Below are 21,104 nucleotides of genomic sequence, written 5' to 3' on the forward strand. Positions count from 1 at the left end.
CGGTGTCTGGTGACCTTCAAGAGCCTTCCTATAGGTGCTGGAGGCGTTTGCCATGTGAAACTCCCAACAGGTTTCAGTCGCCAGGCCAACACGGCCTGACTTAATAGTTGATTGCAAGCCCGCGGCGAGCGGGCTGATTCGGCGCCGCCGTCCTGGCTGCCGGGTCGTGCTTGTTGTTATCGCGGTTTGTTGTTGTCGTGAGGGACGGGCGCGCAAAGACACGCCCGTCTGCGTCACGGGGGCAGTTGAATCGTTGAATGGAGATTGAAGTCGTCAGTCAGCGCGTATCGCGATGTACCGCGGCGCCGAGGGCACGCAAGCACCTGTCGCCGCTGACGTGGCAGGGGGGCGGGTCAATCGGGTTGACGCACGCAGGAACGCCGATCAATGGCTTGAATGCCATTTTTATCACCTCGCAGTTTCACACTTGAACGAGCTTTTCCTGAGCTTAGCCTTGTTGATTTTATTTAACAACTCTCGTGTAAAAAATTCTAAACGTCGAGCGTCGGGTGTTGCTGATTTACCCGCGAGCCAGGGCTGATCCGCCGCTATCGTGCTGAATAACGGCCTGAAAAATAACGGCGCGGGGAAAAATGTTCGCTATTGACTTCACTTTGCCTTTCGGATTGACTGGCTTCGTGAAAGAGCAGTGAACATAATAATTAACACAATAGGTGCCTCATGTCGGTCCCCCTGCGTACCGTTCAGCTCAACGAAGCGAACGCATTCCTTAAGAAATATCCTGAGGTTTTGTACGTCGACCTTCTGATTGCGGATATGAACGGTGTGGTGCGCGGCAAGCGCATCGAGCGCACCAGTCTCCACAAGGTCTACGAAAAAGGCATCAATCTCCCGGCATCACTGTTTGCCCTGGACATCAACGGTTCGACGGTGGAAAGCACTGGCCTGGGCCTGGACATCGGCGACTCGGACCGGATCTGCTACCCGATCCCCGATACCCTGTGCATCGAGCCCTGGCAGAAGCGCCCGACCGCGCAACTGCTGATGACCATGCACGAGCTCGAAGGCCTGCCGTTCTTCGCCGACCCGCGGGAAGTGTTGCGTCAGGTGGTGAGCAAGTTCGATGACATGGGCCTGACCATTTGCGCGGCCTTTGAACTCGAGTTCTATCTGATCGACCAGGACAACGTGAACGGTCGTCCACAGTCGCCACGCTCGCCAGTGTCCGGCAAGCGTCCGATGTCGACCCAGGTCTACCTGATCGACGACCTCGACGAATATGTCGACTGCCTGCAGGACATCCTCGAGGGCGCGAAAGAGCAGGGCATCCCGGCTGACGCGATCGTCAAGGAAAGCGCCCCCGCGCAGTTCGAAGTCAACCTGCATCACGTTGCCGACCCGATCAAGGCCTGCGATTACGCGGTGCTGCTCAAGCGCCTGGTGAAGAACATCGCCTATGACCATGAGATGGACACCACCTTCATGGCCAAGCCGTATCCGGGCCAGGCGGGCAATGGCCTGCATGTGCACATCTCGATTCTCGACAAGCAGGGCAACAACATCTTTGCCAGCGAGGATCCCGAGCAGAACGCCGCACTGCGTCATGCGATCGGCGGTGTGCTCGAGACCCTGCCGGCGCAGATGGCCTTCCTTTGCCCGAACGTCAACTCATACCGTCGTTTCGGTGCGCAGTTCTATGTGCCGAACTCGCCGAGCTGGGGCATCGACAACCGTACCGTGGCGGTGCGCGTGCCGACCGGTTCCGCCGATTCCGTGCGTATCGAACACCGGGTGGCCGGTGCCGATGCCAACCCGTACCTGTTGATGGCTGGCGTCCTGGCCGGTATTCACCACGGCCTGACCAACGAAATCGAACCGGGCCCACCGGTGGAAGGCAACAGCTACGAGCAGAACGAACAGAGCCTGCCGAACAACCTGCGCGATGCATTGCGCGAGCTGGACGACAGCGAAGTCATGGCCAGGTACATCGACCCGCTGTACATCGACGTATTCGTGGCGTGCAAGGAAAGCGAGCTCGCCGAGTTCGAGAACTCTATCTCGGACCTTGAGTACAACTGGTACTTGCACACGGTTTGATCGGGGAATTTTATGAAACAAACCCATGTAAACAGCTATTACGCCGCGACCCGCAATCACACAGGCGACTTCCCGGTTCTTGAGCAATTGGTGGAGTGCGATGTCTGTGTGATCGGTGCCGGCTACACCGGCCTGTCCTCGGCCCTGTTCCTGGCCGAGGCGGGCTACAGCGTGACCGTGCTCGAAGCGGCCAAGGTCGGTTTCGGTGCCAGCGGTCGCAACGGCGGTCAACTGGTCAACTCCTACAGCCGTGACGTGGATGTCATCGAGGCGCGCTACGGCGAGAAAACCGCCGAGGTACTGGGCAGCATGATGTTTGAAGGCGCCGACATCATTCGCCAGCGCATACAGCACTACGATATCCAGTGTGATTACCGTCCGGGTGGCATCTTTGCCGCGCTGAACAAGAAACAGCTCAGAGGCCTGGCCGAGCAGAAAAGCAGCTGGGAGCGTTATGGCAACAAGAACCTGCAAATGCTCGACGCGGCTGACATCAAGCGTGAAGTGGCTTGCGACAACTACGTCGGCGGCCTGCTGGACATGCAGGGCGGTCACATCCACCCGCTGAATCTGGCCCTGGGTGAAGCCTCGGCCCTTATCGGCCTGGGCGGCAAGATCTTCGAGCAATCGGCCGCCGTGGACATCACTTACGGCGAGCCGATCAGCGTGCGCACCGCCAAAGGCGTGGTTCGCGCCAAGTACCTGCTGATCGCCGGCAACGCCTACCTGCCCCAGGATCTCGACAGCCGCGTGACCCGCAAAAGCATGCCCTGCGGTTCGCAAATCGTCGTGACCGAGCCACTCTCGGAAAAAGCCGCGCGCAGCCTGATCAGCCACAATCACTGCGTCGAAGACTGCAACTACCTGCTCGACTACTACCGCCTGACCGCTGACAACCGCCTGCTCTACGGTGGCGGCGTGGTCTATGGCGCCCGTGAACCGGACGACATCGAGCAACTGATCAGGCCGAAAATCCTCAAGACCTTCCCGCAATTGAAGGACGTGAAAATCGATTACCGCTGGACCGGCAATTTCCTGCTGACCATGTCACGCATGCCGCAATTCGGTCGCATCGAGAAAAACGCCTACTACATGCAAGGCTACAGCGGCCACGGCGTCACCTGCTCGCACCTGGCCGGCAAGCTGATCTCGGAAGTGATCCGCGGCGACGCCGAACGCTTCGACGCGTTCGCCTCCTTGCCCCATATGCCGATGATCGGTGGCCGTACCTTCCAGGCGCCGCTGACGGCCATGGGCGCCGCGTATTACGCCCTGCGTGACCGTTTCGGGGTCTAGCTTCAAACCGACCGGCGGTCCCTGGAAAAGGGGCCGTCGGCCAATGCCACCATCACTTTCCGACGACGCTGGCGCACCGGTTTCGCAATATCGGCGCCGATGAGACGCCGATCATCAGCGCGAATACGCCCGCCAACTTCTGAGGTGAAAGCCGTCTTGATGGCTGTTGCCGATGGGACGAGTCAACCTCCGGGCAATCGCTGCCCGGAGGTTGTCGCCTGTTACTCGAGCAGTTGCTCCAGGCTTGGATCGCGGATCACCCGCTGCATTGGCTGCGGCGCCTCATTGCCAGACTTCATCATCTTCAACTTCAAGCCAGCAACTTTCGCACAAGCGTTGATGCCGTTTTCGTAGATCCCGCCCATGTCACACTTCCACTGATAGAAGTTCACCAGTCCGCCCGCCATCTGCAGGCTGAAATCCGTGCTCTGGGTGCCCGGGGTGAACGGATGGCCGGCCGGGATGTTCTGGAACCACTTCATCCATTTAGGCGAGCCCACCGGCGGCGGATTTTTCTGGAACAGTGGATTCATGATCGCCACTTGCGGCGATTCGGCCGTCATGTGGCAGCTCTGGCAGGAGCTGTTGGGATTGTCCACGGGGCCGTTGAGGCGACCGTTCCAACCCAGGTGGGTCGGTGGTAGCTCCTGGGTGTTGGCGTTGATGGCGGTCTGTTTCAGCGCCGGGTTGATCTTGGTGACGGTCGGTGTCGGGTTGGTGAAGTCATTGCCGGTTTCTTTCGGATCGTTGCCCCATATGATCCCCACCGGTACCAGGTTGTCCCAACCGGCCTTGCCGGTTTTGGCACCGTTGTACTGGAAGGTGCCGAAGATCCAGCCGGTCTCCTTCATGCGGGTATCACGTACGGCGATGTCCATCTGGATCAGGGCAACATCCTTTACCTGGCGATTGGCGGAGGTGAAGGTGTCGGTGATATAGCCCTGCCACAACACCGGGTTGACCAGAAACGGCACGCTGTTGCGGTCGATGTCGGCAAACAGGGCCTTGCACACGACCGTACCGTTGGGGAAGCTGTTGGGCTGCGAGGTGTAGCTCGGATCGGGGTTTTGTGGGTCTTTCCAGACCTGGCCGATGGTGTAGGCACCGATGTCGTTGTAGATGCCCACGGCGTAAGTCTGGCCGGTGGCGGTTTGTGTAGGCGCCAGTTGCTTGACCTGAATCTGCGCTTCCTTGGTCAAGCCATGGATACCCTCACGCCCCAGCGGGCCATAGTGCTGCCACGGCATGTGATACCACTGGCGAACCTTGTTTTTCTGAACGTCCCAATTGACGTCGACGTTACCTTCCAGGCAATAGTTTTTCACGGCGTCCATATAGCCACGCCAGGTTTCAAAATTATTGTCCTGCTTGGCCGGCAGCTTCTTGAAGAACTCCGGCAGCGGGCCTTTGGGCGGTGTGGTGGGATAACTCTGGCTGAGCACGAATTTGGCGCCGGTATAGGTGTCGGGTGGCGCGTAGCCATAGTCAGGGTAGGTGCCGGCCTGGGCGGCGACGCTGAACAACGCGGCCGCCACCGCGAATGCTGTGAGCTTTCCTAGGGGTTGGGTCATCAATCATCTCCTTGATAGCGAAAACGCCTGGCATCGTTTGGGCTTGTGCCCGTCGATGCGGGGGCTTCCTTCATTTATTTTTGGTCAAGGCCTCGGTTTGATCGCCGAGACGGGCTTCACGGGTGAAACGGGGTATGGATGGTCTACCTCCTCGGCGGTGCCGGACGACTGAGTTCAATCCCCAACGAATTGCCAGGAATGATCAACAGAGAGGAAACAGAGTGTGCGCAGGGAGGGCGGGGGATTCTGACTATCGACTCCTGTCGATCGCTGGCCGTTCTTCCTTGCTATCAGGTGTAGGCCATTTTCAGGAAAGTGCCATCCTTTTAGATGGCCGCTAGAGGGACATCGGGGGGGGGCATGCATGTGCCGAATCTATCGCGTTGGGCACATCCTATAGTGTGATCAATGGACCGCTGGATTAACGGCTCAGGTCACTAGACAGATATCAAATGGCCGCCTACGCTGCAAATCGCTACTGTTAGACCTGTGCCTACAAAAGCTTAATACCTGACATCGGATGTAAACTTTTCATTAGCCAGGAGGCTAACCTTATGTCTGTTCAACCGCTTACGCATGTACTCATCGATACCGATGTCGATTTCGACGATTACATGGCCATGTCGTATTTGCTCAAGCATCATGGGATAAAAGTCGAAGGTATTACCGTGACGGGGGTGGGCGCTGTTCACTTGAGTCACGGCGTTGAAAACGTCAGCAATTTCCTCACTTTGTTTAATGACCCTGAGATAGAGCGCATTCCCGTTGCGGCGGGTCTTCAGCGCCCCATGGTGTACAGCAATACCTTTCCCTTTGAAACACGCCAGGCAGCGGATCACCATTACGACGCTCTGTTTCCAAGGAAAAACCCCACTCCCACGCGAGCTGATGCGCTCGCTTTCTTAAGGGAAACCTTGGAAAAGGCCGATCATAAATTTACCGTGTTAATGATCGGCGGTGGTACGACCTGGGGGCATTTGTTCCAGCGCGCTAAAACCGACAGTGCGTTGCAACGCTTGTTGCTCAGCAAAGTAGACCGCATCGTGATGATGGGGGGGAATTTGTTGCCGGAATACGTCCAGCCGGGTGCGGGCGGTAATATTATTGACGCTTTGGGCGACGCGCCTTATTACACCAATGAAGTGGCCGAATGGAATATCTTCCTGGATCCGCTGGGTGCCCAATATGCCTTTGATGGCGGTATCCCGGTGCAGTTGGTTGCGCTGAACGCCAGTAACTTTATCCCCATTACCCAGCCTTTCGTGAGCCAACTCTCCCGTATTTCAAACCCGGTTGCTCAGTTCCTCACCCACGTGCTGCAAAGCTCGACCATCGCGCCCGGTATCGGCAAATATCTGTATTTTTGGGATCCCCTGGCGGCCGTCGCCATCACCGACCCTCAGTTTCTTCAATTTACCCGCTATCACCTGCGGGTGGAGCAGGAGCTGAACGAAGAGCAGGATATGACCGGGAAGTTGGTGCCGGATAACGCGGGTGCCCCAGTCGATGTGGCCCTGTCGGCCGCCCCCGGGTTCGTCACCACACTTTATCTGTACACCATCGCAGGCAACTCGGCCGAAGCCACCGCCGAAAACATGGCCAAAGCAGCAGAGGTCGTGGCCGCTAAGTAGAGTTGCAAGGCAAGGGCCGGCAGCCAGGGAACAGCTACGCCGATCAGGGCGCCCCCGCGCCCTGTAGTAGCCGCTATTCAAAGGAGCGAATATATGAACGTCAAAGCAATGTTGGGTCGACTGTTGCTGTGCCTGGGTGGCGTGCTGTCGGTCTCGTCGGTTTATGCGGAGAGTGTGATCATCGCCACACCGCAACAAGGTGTGGGGATCACGGTCGATGTCTTTGATCATCCAGAGGCTTCAAGTGGCACGCCTTCTTCGACGAGCACGGTGCCCTTCAGGCCGCAAGCGTTTTATATACCCTCGGTGCAGTCGTTCAAGGGTAAGGTTTATATGTTCTGGGCCAACAACAATGACCAAAAGCATATAAATTATGCCACTTCGGCGGAAGGGAAAAACTGGTCTGCCACACAAACTATCAGTGTGGATAGTATTTTTAGTAATGTCTCGGTGAGCGTGTTCAATCAAAAATTGGTACTGACCTTTACCGATCCCCAGGGCCGCTTGAAGACCGTCAGCTCCGAAAACGGCACCGGCTGGTCCACGGCCAAGCCTATCAGTACGCTCCATACGGCCATCAATAACAAACCGATTGTGTATAACGGACAGCTCTTTGTCTTGTATAGCGAAAACTCAGGTAACGCTGTTTATTATGTCACCTCGAATGACGGTGTTGCGTGGAGCCGGGAAAATCTGGCCTTCCAGGAAAGCGCCGACAAAATTCTAACGATGGTGCCCGTCGTCTATAACGGTCAATTGTGGGCTTATTACGCTTTTGAGAACGGCGCCATGTTCGCCCGCACTTACGACCGGGCCGGCCAGTGGGGCGCGAAGCAAGCGCTGACGGGGATAAACGGCCAGGGGCCCAGGGGCTTCCTGAACAGTGCAACGATGATCGGCGAGCGCGTGTTTATCAGCAGCAGTTCCAGTACGTTTTATTCAAACGACGGGCTGCACTGGAATGCGTATTTCTCCAAACGCTTCCCTGGGAATTCGGCCTATCCATCGGGATTGGGCGTTTCCTATGCCATCACTGCAAACGATTTGACCATGAACAATCCGCAACTGCCCGCGGATCTGGCCACGGGCCTTAGCCATACCGATTATGCAACTTTCGCCTGGCGCAGCTTTATCGCACTGAACAATGCCGCCAACACACCGTTGCCGGCTAACCGCGGCATTGGCAATCCCTCCAGCAGCTTTGCCGATTCGGGCAAGTTGCCACAATCTCCCAGTCCTTTGTTGTGGCAAACCTTCGCCCACCGCACCGAGTTGTTTCCTCCAGGAGGGGAAAAAAAAGGCGTAGGCGGCCCTACGCGGCCGTTCGCTTCCAGCCCCCAATACAGCTATGTCGCTTTCCCCAACGGTGTGCCTTTAGCCCCTGGCGCGAGTTTTGCTCATTACAACAATCTGGATGAGGCGACTCAAATAGGGCAAAACGCGATATTTTTCCCGGTCAACCCGCCACGACCAGCAATGAACGGGAGTCACTATGCCCCTTCGAACGACAGCCAGATCCTGTTCGAGGCCAAGGCCAATCCCGTCATTTACACGTATGCGCAAGGCCTGAGCATGTACCCGGATCATATCGTCCTGCCCGACGGCGCGGTGGAGGTCAAGGCGGCATGGCGCAAGCTGGCGGATATTCCGGTGGCGCAGCGTGCGCGCTACCATACGGCGACGGTGGTGACCTATCACGGCACCGATAAGGCACCGGTGGCGTACAACGAAGACTATGCCCTGGTCGCCTTGCATATCATCCATAAGACGGCCAACTACCCGACCTTCATATTCGCCACGTTCGAGCATGAGGATGCGATGACCTTGCCCGACAAGTCGCCGACCGGGCTTTACTATATCGCCAACTACGACAAGGTTGCCTACTCGCCGGATAACGGTTCACCGCCGGTTGCTACCTTCTCTGACGGCAACACCACCCATACGGTGACCCTGCCCAGGGGCGATGTTGTTGACTCGACCCATACTCCGCCCATCTACTCCGGCAGCAACGGGATCCCCAAGGGGCAGGCCGGGCCGATTCGTGTCGTGCAACCGCAAACCATCTATTCCGAAGTCGCGGCGGTCAACAACCAGGTCAAGCAGCTTATGGACGGCAGCAGCGCGTTCAACAATTCGGTCTGGAAGCACTACCGGCTTAAAGGGGTGCAGGCCATCCCGTCGAGCACTGAAACCGACCCGGATTATTACCTGGCCAATATCATGGTCGAAAGCAGCCAGCCGGGGATTCAACTCTTTCGCGGAAGCAACGTATTCCCCGTTCCGGAGGACAACACCCTGACCAATATGCGCACGGTGAAGAACATCAAGGTGCCGGATTTTGATCACAGCACTGGAAGCCAGACCATGGGCGGCTGCATGGGTTGTCATGGCATCGCCCAGAGCACACTGAAACAAGGTTTCAGTTTTCTGTTTGATGCGATCAATCGCGCTAACTTCATGGACCCCTCCAGCCCCACCGGCTTTGCGAATCCGGAGACCATAGGTTTGCCGGATACTCGCACCCAGCATGCACGGGCTCTGAAATACTCTTTCGGTTTTCAGAACAAAGGCGCGGTTGAGGAGACGGGCAAGTAGGAAGCCGGTGTGGCTCACTCCTGCTTCTCGGCCACCAACAGCAATGACTGAGGCGCAGCACTCTGCGGGTGCTGCGGCTCCTGCAGGCCCGCCAGCCGAAAGCCGGCCATGTCCAGTGCATTGAGCCAACTGGACAAGGTGCGGAAATACCAGGGCATGGGCTGCCACTGCCCCTTGAACCCGTCGAAGGTCTCTTTTCGCCAACCATCCTGGTAGTCGCCCGCCGCTGCGGTCCACGGATGCAGCGTCTGGATCAGCAGCGCGCCGCCAGGGGCGAGCAGGGTGTTCATGGCGGCGAGCAGGGGGATGATGTCCTGGTGCAGCAGGGCGAAGTTGGCGCAGATCAGGTTGTAGTCGCGGCCGATATCCACCGTCGCCTCTACCAAGGCTTCATAGCTCGCCACCTGCACCCGCGACGAGCCTGCTGCCCGCGCTGCCTCAACCAGCGTTGCATCGCCGTCCACACCGACCGCGTTGATGCCGCGTTTCTCCAGCGCTCGCAACAGCCAGCCCTCGCCACAACCCAGGTCCAGCACACGCTCGGGCTGGCGGCCCAGTACCGCCAGCAGGATGGCCTGGTCAGTGACCTGGCGACGGCTTTCGATGGCGCCGCCGCGGACCGCTTCGATCCAGGATTGGGCGTTGTGGTGCCAGCTTTGCAGGAGGGTGGCTTCGGGGGAGGGCATTTTGATCTCCGCAGTGGCTGGTTGGATGGAAGGATAGATCGTAAGGTACACAGCAATCGCCAGCCTAGCTTAGAGGGCATCAGCCCATGGATAGTAGAACCTTGCACAACCTGATGCGCATTGTGCAGACCGGCTCGTTGTCGGCGGCCGCGGAGCAGTCCAGTTTGACGGTGCAGGCATTGGCCGCGCAGTTGAACAAGGTCGAGGAGCAGTTTGGTTTTCGCCTGTTTCGACGTTCCAACAAGGGCCTGACCCTGACTTCACAGGGCGCGGAGCTCCTGCCCTACATGGACGGGGTGTTGCTCGCCACGCGGCAGCTGGAAGAAAAGGTCAGCGCGCTGAAGGTGCCCGGACAACGCACGCTGAAGGTGGCGTTGAATACCACGCTGTCGGAGGACTTCAATCGCAGAATGATTGGGCGCCTGATTGAGGTGTTTCCCGAACATCAGCTGGAATTCAGCTACGCCGAATCGATGGAAAACCTCAGCAAGCTCAAGAATGAAGACTTCGACCTGGCCGTGCTGATCGGCCCGCCAAGGCCCGGAGTGCCGAGTATTGTGCTGCCGAATGTACAGATTCAGGTGGTGGGCGCTCACTGCGGCCATGAGAGCGATCCGTTGGTGTTGCTGGGCGATAGGTTTCTGGTGCGTCCGGCGGATGATTGTCCGTATTCCCATAGTTTCTTGCGCTTTCTCGACGCGGGCCTTGGAAGCCATGGGGGCGGTCAGCGGGTGATTTACTCCTGCAGCGAAACCCTGACCCTTTCGCTGATCACGCAGATGGACGGCCTCGGCATGGTGTCCCGCGAGGCGGCGGAGCGTAACGGCTTGAGCATTTTTCCCGGTTTCGAGGATCACCTCGAAGTGCGGCTGGCGGTCAATAACCCCGAGTTGTCGGACCAGGCATTAAGCGCGGTGGTCGACCTGCGGCTGCATGAACGCGCCGAGCAGCCGGTACGCAGCCTTTCCAGGCGCAGTATCGAAGATGCCCCTCAGTGAGCACAGGTGTCATTGGCGCTGACCTTCAACCACTGGGGCAGCTCCATCTTGAGGAGCTCGCCGTAGCTGTTCTTGAGCAGTACATTGCGCAGCTCTGTCGGGTAGATGGGCGCGTCCCCATAGATGATGGTCCTGATTCCCTCTCCGTCGTAGCCTTGGTGGCGGCCCTGCTCGACCAGGCCCGTGAACATGGCGGGGGCCACGAACAAGGTGATCTGGCCGAACCCCCTCGCCAGCTCGAACAGTTCGTCGGCCTTGAAGTCGCGAGACTCCGGGACGACATGGCGAGCGGCGCGGCGCACATGGATCAGGCTGTAAAGTCCGGCGCAGTGCGACATCGGCGCGGCATATACCACGGCCTCATCGGCATCGATCGGAGCGACCTCGGGCGAGCAGCCCTGCGACATCGACATCAGGTTGCCGTGGCTCAGCATCACGCCCTTGAAGTGATCACTGGGACCGCAGGTGTAGAACAGCCAGGCCAGGTCAGTGGCCTGACGCGGACAAGGCCTTTGCGGCGGCGAAGTGCTCGCGGCCAGTGCTCCCATGTCCTCTCGATCCAACTCGCGACACAGCTGGGGCAGGGCGCCGGGCGCGAATACCTGGCCGCCATCGGTGAAGATCAGCCTGGCCTTGGCATTGCGCACGATCCAGCCGGCCTCGACGGGGTGCAGCTTGCAGTTGATCGGCACCGCGACGGCGCCGGCCCACCAGATGGCGTAGAGCAGTTCGAGGTATTCGCAACAGTTTTTCATGAACAGGGCGACCCGGTCGCCGGGGGTAATGCCGTGCTCGTCGATCAGATACGCGGCTCGGTGCTGGACCAGGGCAACAAAGGCGCCGTAGTTGGCGACTTGCCGCCGTCCCTCGAACAAGGCCGCGCGCTTGGGGTGGCGAAGGCCGGCTTCGTCCAGCCAGTTGGCGATATTCATGCTCGGCTCCTGCGTGGCTGAGGGACATGCGCACACGGGGCAGCCTGATAGGGCCAACGGCTCTGCATCGCCAGCCTGCGCCGCATGGAGCGGGATAGTCCATCAGGGGCGGGATTTGCGTCCATGAGGAATAATTTCAGGCATCTCAAGCGTTGTTTGAAATGGCGCCCATTTCCTATGCTCGTCACGGTCCTAGATGGAGCGCTGGTTGACGCGCGCGGAGAGTGCTTCGGCGCTTTCCTTGCGCTCGGAGTAGCGGTCCACCAGGTATTCCTCCCGGCCGCGCAACAGAAGCGTGAACTTCATCAGTTCCTCCATCACGTCGACAACGCGGTCGTAGTAGGACGACGGCTTCATGCGCCCGGCCTCATCGAACTCCAGGAACGCCTTGGGCACGGAGGACTGGTTGGGAATCGTGACCATGCGCATCCAGCGGCCCAGCACGCGAAGCTGATTGACCGTGTTGAACGACTGCGAGCCGCCGCACACCTGCATCACCGCCAAGGTCTTGCCTTGCGAGGGCCGCAGCGCTCCCAGCGCCAGGGGAATCCAGTCGATCTGCGCCTTGAACACGGCGGACATCGAGCCATGGCGTTCAGGCGAACACCAGACCTGGCCTTCCGACCACATCACCCGCTCGCGCAGTTCCCGCACCTTGGGGTGGTCGGCGGGTGCGTCATCGGGCAGGGGCAGGCCGGACGGATCGAAGATGATCGTTTCGGCGCCCATGAGCGTCAGGAGGCGTGCCGCTTCCTCCGTCAGCAACCGACTGAAGGAGCGTTCGCGAGTCGATCCATACAGCAAGAGAATGCGTGGCTTGTGCGCGGGCGGGCGGTACTGGGCGAGCTTCTCATCGGTCGGTACATCGAACAGTGACAGGTCCAGGTTCGACACGTCGCTGGGGGGGGGCTGGGTAAAGTCGTTCATCAGAGCTCACCAATCCGGTCCAGCGCCTGCTTCAACTCCATAGGGTTGAGCGCTTTGAAATCGAGAGAGAAAAAGACGGCGAATCGCTGGCGGATGTGCGCAACCGTTGCGTCGAAGGCGGCCTGGACCTCTTCATCCGTGCCGCTGACGTCAGACGGATCAGCCAAGCCCCAGTGGCTCTTGATGGCGGGGCCGAAGTACACCGGGCAGGGCTCGCCGCCAGCCTTATCGCACACGGTGATCACCAAGTCCGGTGGCGTGTCGGCAAAGCTTTCCGAGCCCTTGCTATAGAGTCCCGAAGTGTCCACGCCAAGCCCTTGCAAGGTGCTTACCGCGCGAGGGTTCAAGCGCCCGCTGGGGAAGCTTCCGGAACTGACGGCCGTCATCCCTTCAGGCGCCATCAGGTTGAACAGGCCTTCGCTGAGCACGCTACGGCAGCTATTGGCGGTACACATGAACAGAACTTTCATCATTTGCTCCTGGGCTTGGATGCTCAACCGCAGGGCCTGAGGTATGAGCGGGATGGGAAGTGTGAGAGGGCGGCCAACCTTTGATTGTCTCGGGCGCGGGCTCAGCAGCAAGCGGCCTGGCGAACAGGGCGGTCTGCCATGGAGGTAAGGCGGTCGGTGCTCCGGTCGACCCAGGCTCGATTGGCCTTGAGGGTCACCTGGAGAATGTCCGCGACCCACTCCGGCAACTGCGGGTGCAGGCGGTAATAGATCCATTGCCCTTGGCGGCGATCTTCCAGCAGTCCGCAGGTGCGTAGCTGGGCAAGATGACGAGAAATTTTCGGCTGGCTATCGTCCAGAGCCCAGATGAGTTCACAGACGCAAAGCTCTCCCTGTTCGCAGAGCATCAGCATGATCCGAGCGCGGGTCTCGTCACCGAGGCACTTGAAGACAGTGGCGGGGGAAAGGCTCATGGCGGTGCCTCACAAAACATATGAATATTCGTATATTCGAATATACATATTTATAGGCCGTGTCGATAGTGCCGGTGCGGACGGCGTTGAGCCGGGATTGGGCGTTGTGGTGTCAGCTCTGGAGGAGGGGGGCGCAACCCCCGAGCGCAACGGAGTTGGGTGGGATGTCATCGTCTGCGGCTTCTATTCACCGGCGGGTATAAATCAACAGCAAAATAGCCCCCTGTACCGAACCCGAGCTATGTGCCGCATCCGGCGCCCGGCAACAGTAGTCGCCGACATTCAGTGTTCGCTCCTGATCAAAGAAGGAGCCTTGCAGTACGAACAACTGTTCCAGCTCCCCGGCATGGGTATGGCTGGCAACTTGGGCGCCGGGATCGACCTTCATCAACAGGGTCTTTTCACCGCGCTCGGGGTCCTCGAACAGCGGCTTGATCCAAAAGCCTTCCGCCGCTGTCGGCAGCCATTCATCAGTGGAAGACGAATGATAAAGCGAGCCGCTGACCGGGCCTTGAATGCCGTTCTTGGCGCTGATTTTCCAGGAGGGGGCTTCATTGTCTGGCATGTTTTGCACCTGGGAGTGGGTTGGCTTACAAGTCCTTGACCAGTCGCAAGGCGTCGTAGATCGCGGCATGGGTGTTGCGCGCCGCCACCGCATCGCCGATGCGGAACAGCTGGAATTTGCCGTCCGGATTGGTCACGAGCTGTTGCGGGTGGCCGACGATCAGGTCCTGCTGCTCAACCACGCCACCGTTGCTGGACGCCGGTTTCAGCTCGAAATACAGCTCGTCCAGCGGTCGGGTGCCGTGGTTGACCACCACTTGATCGACGCGCCGGACCTTGCGCGCACTGCCATAGTCGCTGTCGATGCTTGCCAGCAACTCGGCGCCCTCGCGCTCTACCGCGAGCAGGCGGAAGGTGACGGTGAAGGTGGTATCCAGCGCTTGCAGCGAGCGCATGTAGGGTACCAGGTTCATCGCCATGACCTCCGGCGCGAAGGTCCGGTCCGGGGTCATGATTTCGATTTTCGCGCCCGTTTTGGCAATGAACTCGGCGGCCTGCAGGCCGGCATGATCACCGGCGTCGTCGAACAGCAGGACATTGCGCCCAGGCTTCACATCCCCGGAAATAATGTCCCAGGCCGAGACCACCAGCTCATTGCCGGCCGAGAGAATCTCGGTGTGGGGCAGGCCGCCGGTGGCGATGATCACCACATCCGGATTTTCCTCCTGCACGCTGCCGGCTTCGGCCCAGGTATTGAAGCGAAAGCTCACGCCGCGCGCCAGGCACTGGGCCATGCGCCACTCGACGATGCTGATCATTTCCCGCCGCCGTTCCGATTGCGCGGTGAGTAGAACCTGCCCGCCGGCCTGGTTGGCGGCTTCGAACACCAGCACCTCATGACCGCGCTCCGCCGCCACCCGTGCCGCCTCCAGCCCGGCGACACCGGCGCCGACAATCACGATCTTGCGCTGGCGCGGTGCCTTGGGGATGTCATGGGGCATGCTGGTTTCGCGGCCGGTGGCCGGGTTGTGGATGCAGTAGGCGGCCCCGCCCTGGTAGATCCGGTCCAGGCAATAGTTGGCGCCGACGCAGGGACGGATATCCTCTTCGCGACCTTCGATGATCTTGCGCACGATATGCGGATCGGTCATGTGCGCACGGGTCATGCCGACCATGTCGATCTTGCCCGAGGCGATGGCGTGGCGGGCGGTGGCCACGTCCGGGATCTTCGCCGCATGAAAGGTCGGGAAGTCGGTGGCGGCGCGAATCTCCCCGGCGAAATCCAGGTGCGGCGAGTTGCGCATACCCTGGATCGGAATCAGGTCGGTCAGGCCGGCGTCGGTGTCGATATGCCCGCGCACCACGTTGAGAAAGTCCACCATGCCGCTGTCTTTCAGGCGTCTGGAGATGTCCAGGCCATCGGCCTGGGTCAGCCCGCCGGGCATCTGCTCGTCGCCGGTATAGCGCACGCCGACGATAAATTCTTGGCCGACGCGCTGGCGAATGGCACGCAGGATATCGAAGGTAAAGCGCAGCCGATTGTCGATGGAGCCCCCGTAGGGCGCCTCGAGGTCGTTGGTCAGCGGTGACCAGAACTGATCCATCAGATGCCCGTAGGCTTGCAGCTCGATGCCGTCCAGGCCGGCGGCCTTCATCCGTTCGGCAGCGTCGGCATAGTCCTTGATGATGCGCTGCACATCCCAGTCTTCCATCTTCTTCGGAAAGGAGCGATGGGAGGCCTCGCGCTCGAACGACGGCGACACCACGGGCAGCCAGTCACCCTTGTCCCAACGCGTGCGCCGGCCCAGGTGGGTCAACTGGATCATCACCGCCGCGCCATGTTCGTGGCAGGCGTCGGTCAGCTCGCGCATCCAGCCGACCACCTCATCCTTGTAGGCAAGGATGTTGTTGAACACCGGCGGGCTGTCCCGGGAAACCGCGGCCGACCCCGCAGTCATGGTCAGGGCCACGCCGGCCTTCGCCCGCTCCTCGTGGTAGGCGCGATACAGCGCCTTGGGCATGCCGTCCACCGGGTAGGCCGGTTCGTGCGCGGTGGTCATGATGCGGTTGCGCAGAGTCAGGTGCTTCAACTGATAGGGCTGGAGGAGCGGATCGTTCAGCATCGTCAAGACTCTCCGGAACAGGGCAGGGACCTCGGTTGAAATTACGGTAGGGCGAAATGTACACCTGTGTCAACAAGCTGGACATAGGTGTACATTTTACTTGCGCGGTGTCGGGTGAGCGATTAGGATCGAGCCATGAACGAACCATCCAAAGCAGTAGAAAGCGGCTGGAGAGGGTCCCTGGAAGGGTGGCTCGACGCCGCGTATGAAAGCCTGACCGAGTGCGGCGTCGACACGGTCCGGGTGATGCCGCTGGCCAAGAAGCTGGGGCTGTCGCGCACCAGTTTCTATTGGTTCTTCAAGGATCGCGAAGAGCTGCTCGGCGCCTTGATCGAACGTTGGCGGCTGAAGAACACCGGCAACCTGGTCGCCCAGACCGAGTGTTATGCCGAGAGCATTGCCGAGGCGATGCTCAATGTTTTCGACTGTTGGCTGAACCCCGACCTGTTCGATTCACAGTTCGAGTTCGCCATGCGCAGCTGGGCCTTGCAGTCGGCTGAAGTGGCCGAACATATCCGGGTCGCCGACATCGCCCGACGGGAAGCGTTGATCCGCATGTTCATGGGCTTCGACTATGACTTCGACGCCGCCGATGTGCGGGCGCGCACGATCTACCTGACGCAGATCGGCTACATCAGCACCAACACCCGGGAGGACATCGGCGAGCGCATGCGGCGGATTCCCGAGTACGTGAAGATCTTTACCGGCCAGGAACCCCTGGAGCGCGAGTTGAAACGCTTCTATGCCCGCCACGGGTATGTCACGGATGACGCGTCACCCCCCAACCCGCAATGACCGCGACTTCTGACTGACGAAGGCAGGTTCATATGTTCGACGCACCCACGATAGGCATTATCGGTGGATCGGGATGGCTTGGCCGCTCGATTGCCCAGGCGCTGCTCGACAAGGCGTTTATCCCGCCCGAGGCGTTGGTGCTTTCGAACCGCAGCGGCCGCCACCCGTTAGCGGGCGCCAGGCGCTCGCAGGTGATGCTGACCTGTGACAACCAGGCCCTGGTGGAGCGTTGCGAGGTGGTCATCCTCGCCGTGCGCCCCGAGCAGTTTGCCGAGCTGGAGATTTTCGCTGAAAACCGCCTGGTGATTTCCTTGATGGCCGGCGTGCCCCTGGCGGATGTGATGGCGCTGACCGGCAGCCGCCAGGTGATTCGCGCCATGGCCAATGCCGCCGCGCAGATCGGCAAGTCCTACACGCCCTGGTTGGCCGCGCGGGCGATCACTGACCCGCAGAAAGCCTTCGCCCAGCGGCTGTTCGAAACCTTCGGCGGCACCGATCAGGTCTTCAGCGAAGGTCATCTGAACTACCTGACGGCGCTGGTGGGGACCGGGCCGGCCTACCCGGCGTTGCTGGCGCGCAGCCTGCTCGAACATGCCCTGGGCGTCGGCCTGCCGGCCGCCATTGCCCGGCGTGCGGTGAACGCCGTGGTGGTGGACGCCAGCCAACTGATCGGCCCTGGCTACAGCGTCGATGAACTCTTGCAGACACTCATCAGTTACCGCGGTGTCACCGCCGCGGGCCTTGAAGCCATGATTGCCGGAGGCTTCGATAAAACAATAAAAGCAGGTCTGGATTCGGCGGCCTCGGTCGCCAGCGCCATGGGTCCATTTGTCCATTCTGCTGACACCCAAGAAGGTCCGATGACGCGGTAGTTGGCCCTTCCTAACTCTGGCCGCAATCGAGGTTAGCGTTTATGAATATAAAGTCTTTCTCGAAGACGGGACTTGCCCTGGGGATCGTCGCCTGCAGTGGCTGGGCGGCAGCAGCGGAGTGCGGCGATGTGACCATCGCCAACATGAACTGGCAATCGGCCGAGGTGATGGCCAACGTCGACAAGTTGATCCTCAATGCCGGCTACGGCTGCAATGCCAGCCTGGTCACCGGCGATACGGTGCCGACCATCACCTCGATGGCCGAAAAAAGCCGCCCCGACATCGCCCCGGAAGGCTGGATCGACCTGGTGCCCGAGGTCGTCAGGACAGGCATTCAGAGCGGTAACCTGATTCAGGCGGCGAACTCCTTGTCGGACGGCGGCTCGCAGGGCTGGTGGATTCCGAAATACATCGCCGACGCCCATCCGGACATCAAGAGCTTCGATGATGTGAAGAAGCATCCGGAACTGTTTCCGGCCCCGGACGACCCCAAGAAAGGCGCGATCTACAACGGTCCGCAAGGCTGGGGCGGGACGGTGGTCACCAGCCAGTTCTACAAGGCCTACGGCTTCGAGAAGGCCGGTTTCGTGCTGGTGGATACCGGTTCGGCGGCGGCGCTGGACGGCTCCATCGCCAAGGCCTACGAACGCAAGGCGCCCTGGCTGGGCTTCTACTGGGCACCCACCGCCTTGCTGGGTAAATACCCGATGGTAAAACTGGACAATGGCCATGCCGTCGACCCGGTGGAGTGGAAGCGCTGCAACACGGTCGCCGACTGCCCGGATCCGAAACCCAACGGCTGGCCGATTGATCGGGTCTATACCTTGACCACCAAGTCCTTCGCCGCGCGTTCACCCACGGTCATGGCCTACCTGAACAAACGCGCCTGGTCCAATACCACGGTGAACAAGCTGATCGCCTGGATGACCGATAACCAGGCCACCGGCGAGGAGGGCGCCAAGTACTTCCTGAAAAACAACGAGGCGCTGTGGAGCCAGTGGGTCAGCCCTGAAGCGTCGAGCAAGATCAAGGCCGCGCTGTAATCCCGCGGAGCCATGCCGTCCGTTGCGACGGGCTGCCTGGCTCCCTTGGCGGCGACAACAATAAAAACACCCATGTATTGAAATGACCTGCCAGCGTTCTTACGGTCTTCTACGAAAGGGGAATGTCATGGAGTGGTTGCTCAGCTTTCCACATATGGATGACGAAAGACTCCGCGCCTTGAAAAAGCTCATCGACGGGGCCTTTCGCCATTTCACCAGTACCTACGGCGATGCGTTCGAAGCGTTTTTCCAGCCGTTGCAAGTGTTCCTCAATCAATCCGAACGGTTTATGACCACCACGCCGTGGCCGATCATTATCGTGCTGGTGGCGCTGATCGCCTGGTTCGCCAGTCGCAGCTGGCGCATCGTCCTGGGGTGCGTGTTCACGCTGATGGCGATCGGTTATCTGGACATGTGGACCGACACCATGAAAACCCTGTCGATGATCTTCGTCTGCACCGTCATCTCCATCGTCATCGGCCTGCCCACCGGGATTGCCATGGCCCGCTCCAATCGCCTGCGCAACCTGATCAGCCCGGTACTCGATGTGATGCAGACGCTGCCGAGTTTTGTCTACCTGATTCCGGTGGTGATGCTGCTGGGCATCGGCAAAGTCGCCGGGCTGATCGCGGTGGTGGTCTATGCCTTGCCGCCGATGATCCGCCTGACCAACCTTGGCATCCGCCACGTCGATGCCGAGATGCTGGAGTGCGCAGACGCCTTTGGTTCGTCCAGTTGGCAGAAACTGAAAAATGTCCAGTTGCCGCTGGCGTTGCCATCGATCATGGCCGGCATCAACCAGACCATCATGATGGCCCTGGCCATGGTGGTGATCGCCTCGATGATCGGGGTCGAGGGGCTCGGGCAACCGGTGCTCAAGGCCATTTCCAACCAGTACTTCACCCTGGGCATGTTCAACGGCCTGGCGATTGTCGGCATTGCGGTGATTTTCGACCGGGTCAGCCAGGCCTACGGCAGAAGACTGCAAAAGCACCTGGAGCGGGTTCATGGCCACTAATCCGAGCGATGATTTCGGCATCGAAATCAAGCATCTCTACAAGATCTTCGGTTACCAGGCGCAGGCCAGTATCGAGCGGGTCAAGCAGGGCATGAGCAAGGCCGAGCTGCTGAGCCGGCACAGTCATGTGCTGGGCCTGAAGGACATCAATATCAGCATGCCCTCCGGCGGCATCCAGGTGATCATGGGGCTGTCCGGGTCGGGCAAATCGACCTTGATCCGCCATATCAACCGCTTGATCGAGCCCACGGCCGGCGAAGTCATGGTCGGTGGCGTGGATGTGCTGAAGATGAGCCCGCACGCGTTGCGGGAATTTCGCCGGCACAGCATTTCCATGGTGTTCCAGAAGTTCGCGCTGCTGCCGAACCGCACCGTGCTCGAGAATGCCGTCTATGGTTTGGAGATCCAGGGCATGGCCCGTGGCCGGCAAGTGGAGATCGCCATGGGCTGGCTGGAGCGGGTCGGCCTCAAGGGCTACGAGCGGCACTACCCGAATCAGCTGTCCGGCGGCATGCAGCAGCGGGTCGGCCTGGCCCGGGCCCTGGCCAGCGACGCGCCGATCCTGTTGATGGATGAAGCCTTCTCGGCCCTGGATCCGCTGATCCGCATGGACATGCAATCGGTGCTGCTGGACCTGCAGAAAGAAATCAGGAAGACCATCGTCTTCATCACCCATGACCTGGATGAGGCGCTGCGCATCGGTGATCGCATCGCGATCCTGCGTGACGGCGAGGTGGTGCAACAAGGTACCCGGCAGGAGATCGTCATGAGTCCCGCCGACGATTACATCGCCAACTTCGTCAAGGAAGTGAACCGGGGGCGGGTGATCAGCGTCGAGGCCATCATGCGTCCGTTGGTCAAGGCCCAGGCCGCGCTGGCGGTCCCCGTGGGGACGTCACTGGAGTCGGCGGTCAAGCGGCTGGTTGAGGCGGGCGTCGATGAGCTGGTGGTGACGGACAGCCAGGGGCAGCCCGTGGGGCAACTGGCGCTGAAGTCGATCATCGCGACCATGGTCACCTCGACCGTGAGCGAAGCGTCGTCGGTGGCGCCGTCAAGAAGCGTGGCGCAGGCGCTGTTGCGCTGAGAGAGATCAAGCCCAGGGCGGCTCGATCTCTCGGGGTTTGACTAGAGCG

At 60.0% G+C, this 21,104-nt stretch carries 18 protein-coding genes and 2 pseudogenes; 11 read left to right on the forward strand and 9 right to left on the reverse strand.

Annotated elements, in window-relative coordinates; translation table 11 throughout:
• Positions 1–298: 298 nt before the first annotated feature.
• Positions 299–403 (reverse strand): annotated as a pseudogene (locus tag M5B99_RS12650) (gamma-glutamyl-gamma-aminobutyrate hydrolase family protein); the annotation flags it as partial.
• A gap of 278 nt (positions 404–681) precedes the next feature.
• On the opposite strand from M5B99_RS12650, the gene M5B99_RS12655 reads away from it, so the two are divergent.
• From M5B99_RS12655 to M5B99_RS12665, 3 genes and pseudogenes are all read left to right on the forward strand, one after another.
• Positions 682–2,058 carry a glutamine synthetase family protein gene (locus tag M5B99_RS12655; protein WP_248804323.1) on the forward strand — a complete coding sequence of 459 codons (1,377 nt, stop codon included), beginning with the start codon at positions 682–684 and terminating at the stop codon, positions 2,056–2,058.
• A gap of 12 nt (positions 2,059–2,070) precedes the next feature.
• Positions 2,071–3,354: an NAD(P)/FAD-dependent oxidoreductase gene (locus M5B99_RS12660; protein ID WP_248804324.1), complete on the forward strand. Its 1,284-nt coding sequence runs from the start codon at positions 2,071–2,073 to the stop codon at positions 3,352–3,354.
• Positions 3,355–3,407: 53 nt separating this feature from the next.
• Positions 3,408–3,497, forward strand: a pseudogene (locus M5B99_RS12665) (XRE family transcriptional regulator); the annotation flags it as partial.
• A 78-nt stretch (positions 3,498–3,575) separates the two neighbouring features.
• Here M5B99_RS12665 and M5B99_RS12670 read toward each other — a convergent pair.
• The gene (locus M5B99_RS12670; RefSeq protein ID WP_248804325.1) at positions 3,576–4,925 is read right to left on the reverse strand and encodes a hypothetical protein; all 1,350 of its coding nucleotides are present in this window, start codon (positions 4,923–4,925) and stop codon (positions 3,576–3,578) included.
• A 554-nt stretch (positions 4,926–5,479) separates the two neighbouring features.
• On the opposite strand from M5B99_RS12670, the gene M5B99_RS12675 reads away from it, so the two are divergent.
• Both M5B99_RS12675 and M5B99_RS12680 read left to right on the forward strand, forming a co-directional pair.
• Positions 5,480–6,556, forward strand: coding sequence for a nucleoside hydrolase (locus tag M5B99_RS12675; RefSeq protein WP_248804326.1), 1,077 nt, complete (start codon positions 5,480–5,482; stop codon positions 6,554–6,556).
• Positions 6,557–6,649: 93 nt separating this feature from the next.
• Complete coding sequence (locus M5B99_RS12680) at positions 6,650–9,151, forward strand: sialidase family protein (protein ID WP_248804327.1); 2,502 nt, start codon at positions 6,650–6,652, stop codon at positions 9,149–9,151.
• Positions 9,152–9,165: 14 nt separating this feature from the next.
• Here M5B99_RS12680 and M5B99_RS12685 read toward each other — a convergent pair whose 3' ends face one another.
• On the reverse strand, positions 9,166–9,837 hold the full coding sequence (locus M5B99_RS12685; RefSeq protein WP_248804328.1) for a class I SAM-dependent methyltransferase: 672 nt from the start codon (positions 9,835–9,837) through the stop codon (positions 9,166–9,168).
• An 86-nt stretch (positions 9,838–9,923) separates the two neighbouring features.
• Between M5B99_RS12685 and M5B99_RS12690 the strand changes: the two genes are divergently transcribed.
• Positions 9,924–10,835: a LysR family transcriptional regulator gene (locus M5B99_RS12690; protein ID WP_248804329.1), complete on the forward strand. Its 912-nt coding sequence runs from the start codon at positions 9,924–9,926 to the stop codon at positions 10,833–10,835.
• Here M5B99_RS12690 and M5B99_RS12695 read toward each other — a convergent pair.
• From M5B99_RS12695 to M5B99_RS12720, 6 genes are all read right to left on the reverse strand, one after another.
• The gene (locus tag M5B99_RS12695; protein ID WP_318654569.1) at positions 10,829–11,767 is read right to left on the reverse strand and encodes an AMP-binding protein; all 939 of its coding nucleotides are present in this window, start codon (positions 11,765–11,767) and stop codon (positions 10,829–10,831) included. The two genes, M5B99_RS12690 and M5B99_RS12695, sit on opposite strands and share 7 nt — an antisense overlap.
• Positions 11,768–11,959: 192 nt before the next feature.
• Positions 11,960–12,694 (reverse strand): arsenical resistance protein ArsH, encoded by a 735-nt coding sequence (gene arsH / locus M5B99_RS12700; RefSeq protein WP_248804330.1) that lies wholly within the window; start codon positions 12,692–12,694, stop codon positions 11,960–11,962.
• Positions 12,694–13,164 (reverse strand): arsenate reductase ArsC, encoded by a 471-nt coding sequence (locus M5B99_RS12705; RefSeq protein WP_248804331.1) that lies wholly within the window; start codon positions 13,162–13,164, stop codon positions 12,694–12,696. The genes arsH and M5B99_RS12705 overlap by 1 nt, the downstream gene beginning before the upstream one ends.
• 101 nt (positions 13,165–13,265) lie before the next feature.
• A complete protein-coding gene (locus M5B99_RS12710; protein WP_152741935.1) occupies positions 13,266–13,616 on the reverse strand; it encodes a metalloregulator ArsR/SmtB family transcription factor in 351 nt (116 codons plus the stop codon).
• Between the two features lie 187 nt (positions 13,617–13,803).
• Complete coding sequence (locus M5B99_RS12715) at positions 13,804–14,181, reverse strand: cupin domain-containing protein (RefSeq protein ID WP_178130011.1); 378 nt, start codon at positions 14,179–14,181, stop codon at positions 13,804–13,806.
• 25 nt (positions 14,182–14,206) lie between these two features.
• Entirely contained in the window at positions 14,207–16,243 is a 2,037-nt protein-coding gene (locus tag M5B99_RS12720; RefSeq protein ID WP_248804332.1) for an NADH:flavin oxidoreductase, read from the reverse strand.
• A gap of 135 nt (positions 16,244–16,378) precedes the next feature.
• Between M5B99_RS12720 and M5B99_RS12725 the strand changes: the two genes are divergently transcribed.
• From M5B99_RS12725 to M5B99_RS12745, 5 genes are all read left to right on the forward strand, one after another.
• The gene (locus M5B99_RS12725; protein ID WP_248804333.1) at positions 16,379–17,038 is read left to right on the forward strand and encodes a TetR/AcrR family transcriptional regulator; all 660 of its coding nucleotides are present in this window, start codon (positions 16,379–16,381) and stop codon (positions 17,036–17,038) included.
• A 32-nt stretch (positions 17,039–17,070) separates the two neighbouring features.
• The gene (locus tag M5B99_RS12730) at positions 17,071–17,910 is read left to right on the forward strand and encodes a pyrroline-5-carboxylate reductase family protein (protein WP_248804334.1); all 840 of its coding nucleotides are present in this window, start codon (positions 17,071–17,073) and stop codon (positions 17,908–17,910) included.
• A 41-nt stretch (positions 17,911–17,951) separates the two neighbouring features.
• Positions 17,952–18,953 (forward strand): ABC transporter substrate-binding protein, encoded by a 1,002-nt coding sequence (locus tag M5B99_RS12735; RefSeq protein ID WP_248804335.1) that lies wholly within the window; start codon positions 17,952–17,954, stop codon positions 18,951–18,953.
• Positions 18,954–19,107: 154 nt separating this feature from the next.
• Entirely contained in the window at positions 19,108–19,971 is an 864-nt protein-coding gene (locus M5B99_RS12740; RefSeq protein ID WP_412548729.1) for an ABC transporter permease, read from the forward strand.
• Positions 19,961–21,055, forward strand: coding sequence for a quaternary amine ABC transporter ATP-binding protein (locus M5B99_RS12745; protein ID WP_248804337.1), 1,095 nt, complete (start codon positions 19,961–19,963; stop codon positions 21,053–21,055). Before M5B99_RS12740 ends, M5B99_RS12745 begins: the two co-directional genes overlap by 11 nt.
• Positions 21,056–21,104: the final 49 nt, after the last annotated feature.

It is taken from the genome of Pseudomonas sp. MWU13-2100, from assembly GCF_023242365.1.
Taxonomy (GTDB): domain Bacteria; phylum Pseudomonadota; class Gammaproteobacteria; order Pseudomonadales; family Pseudomonadaceae; genus Aquipseudomonas.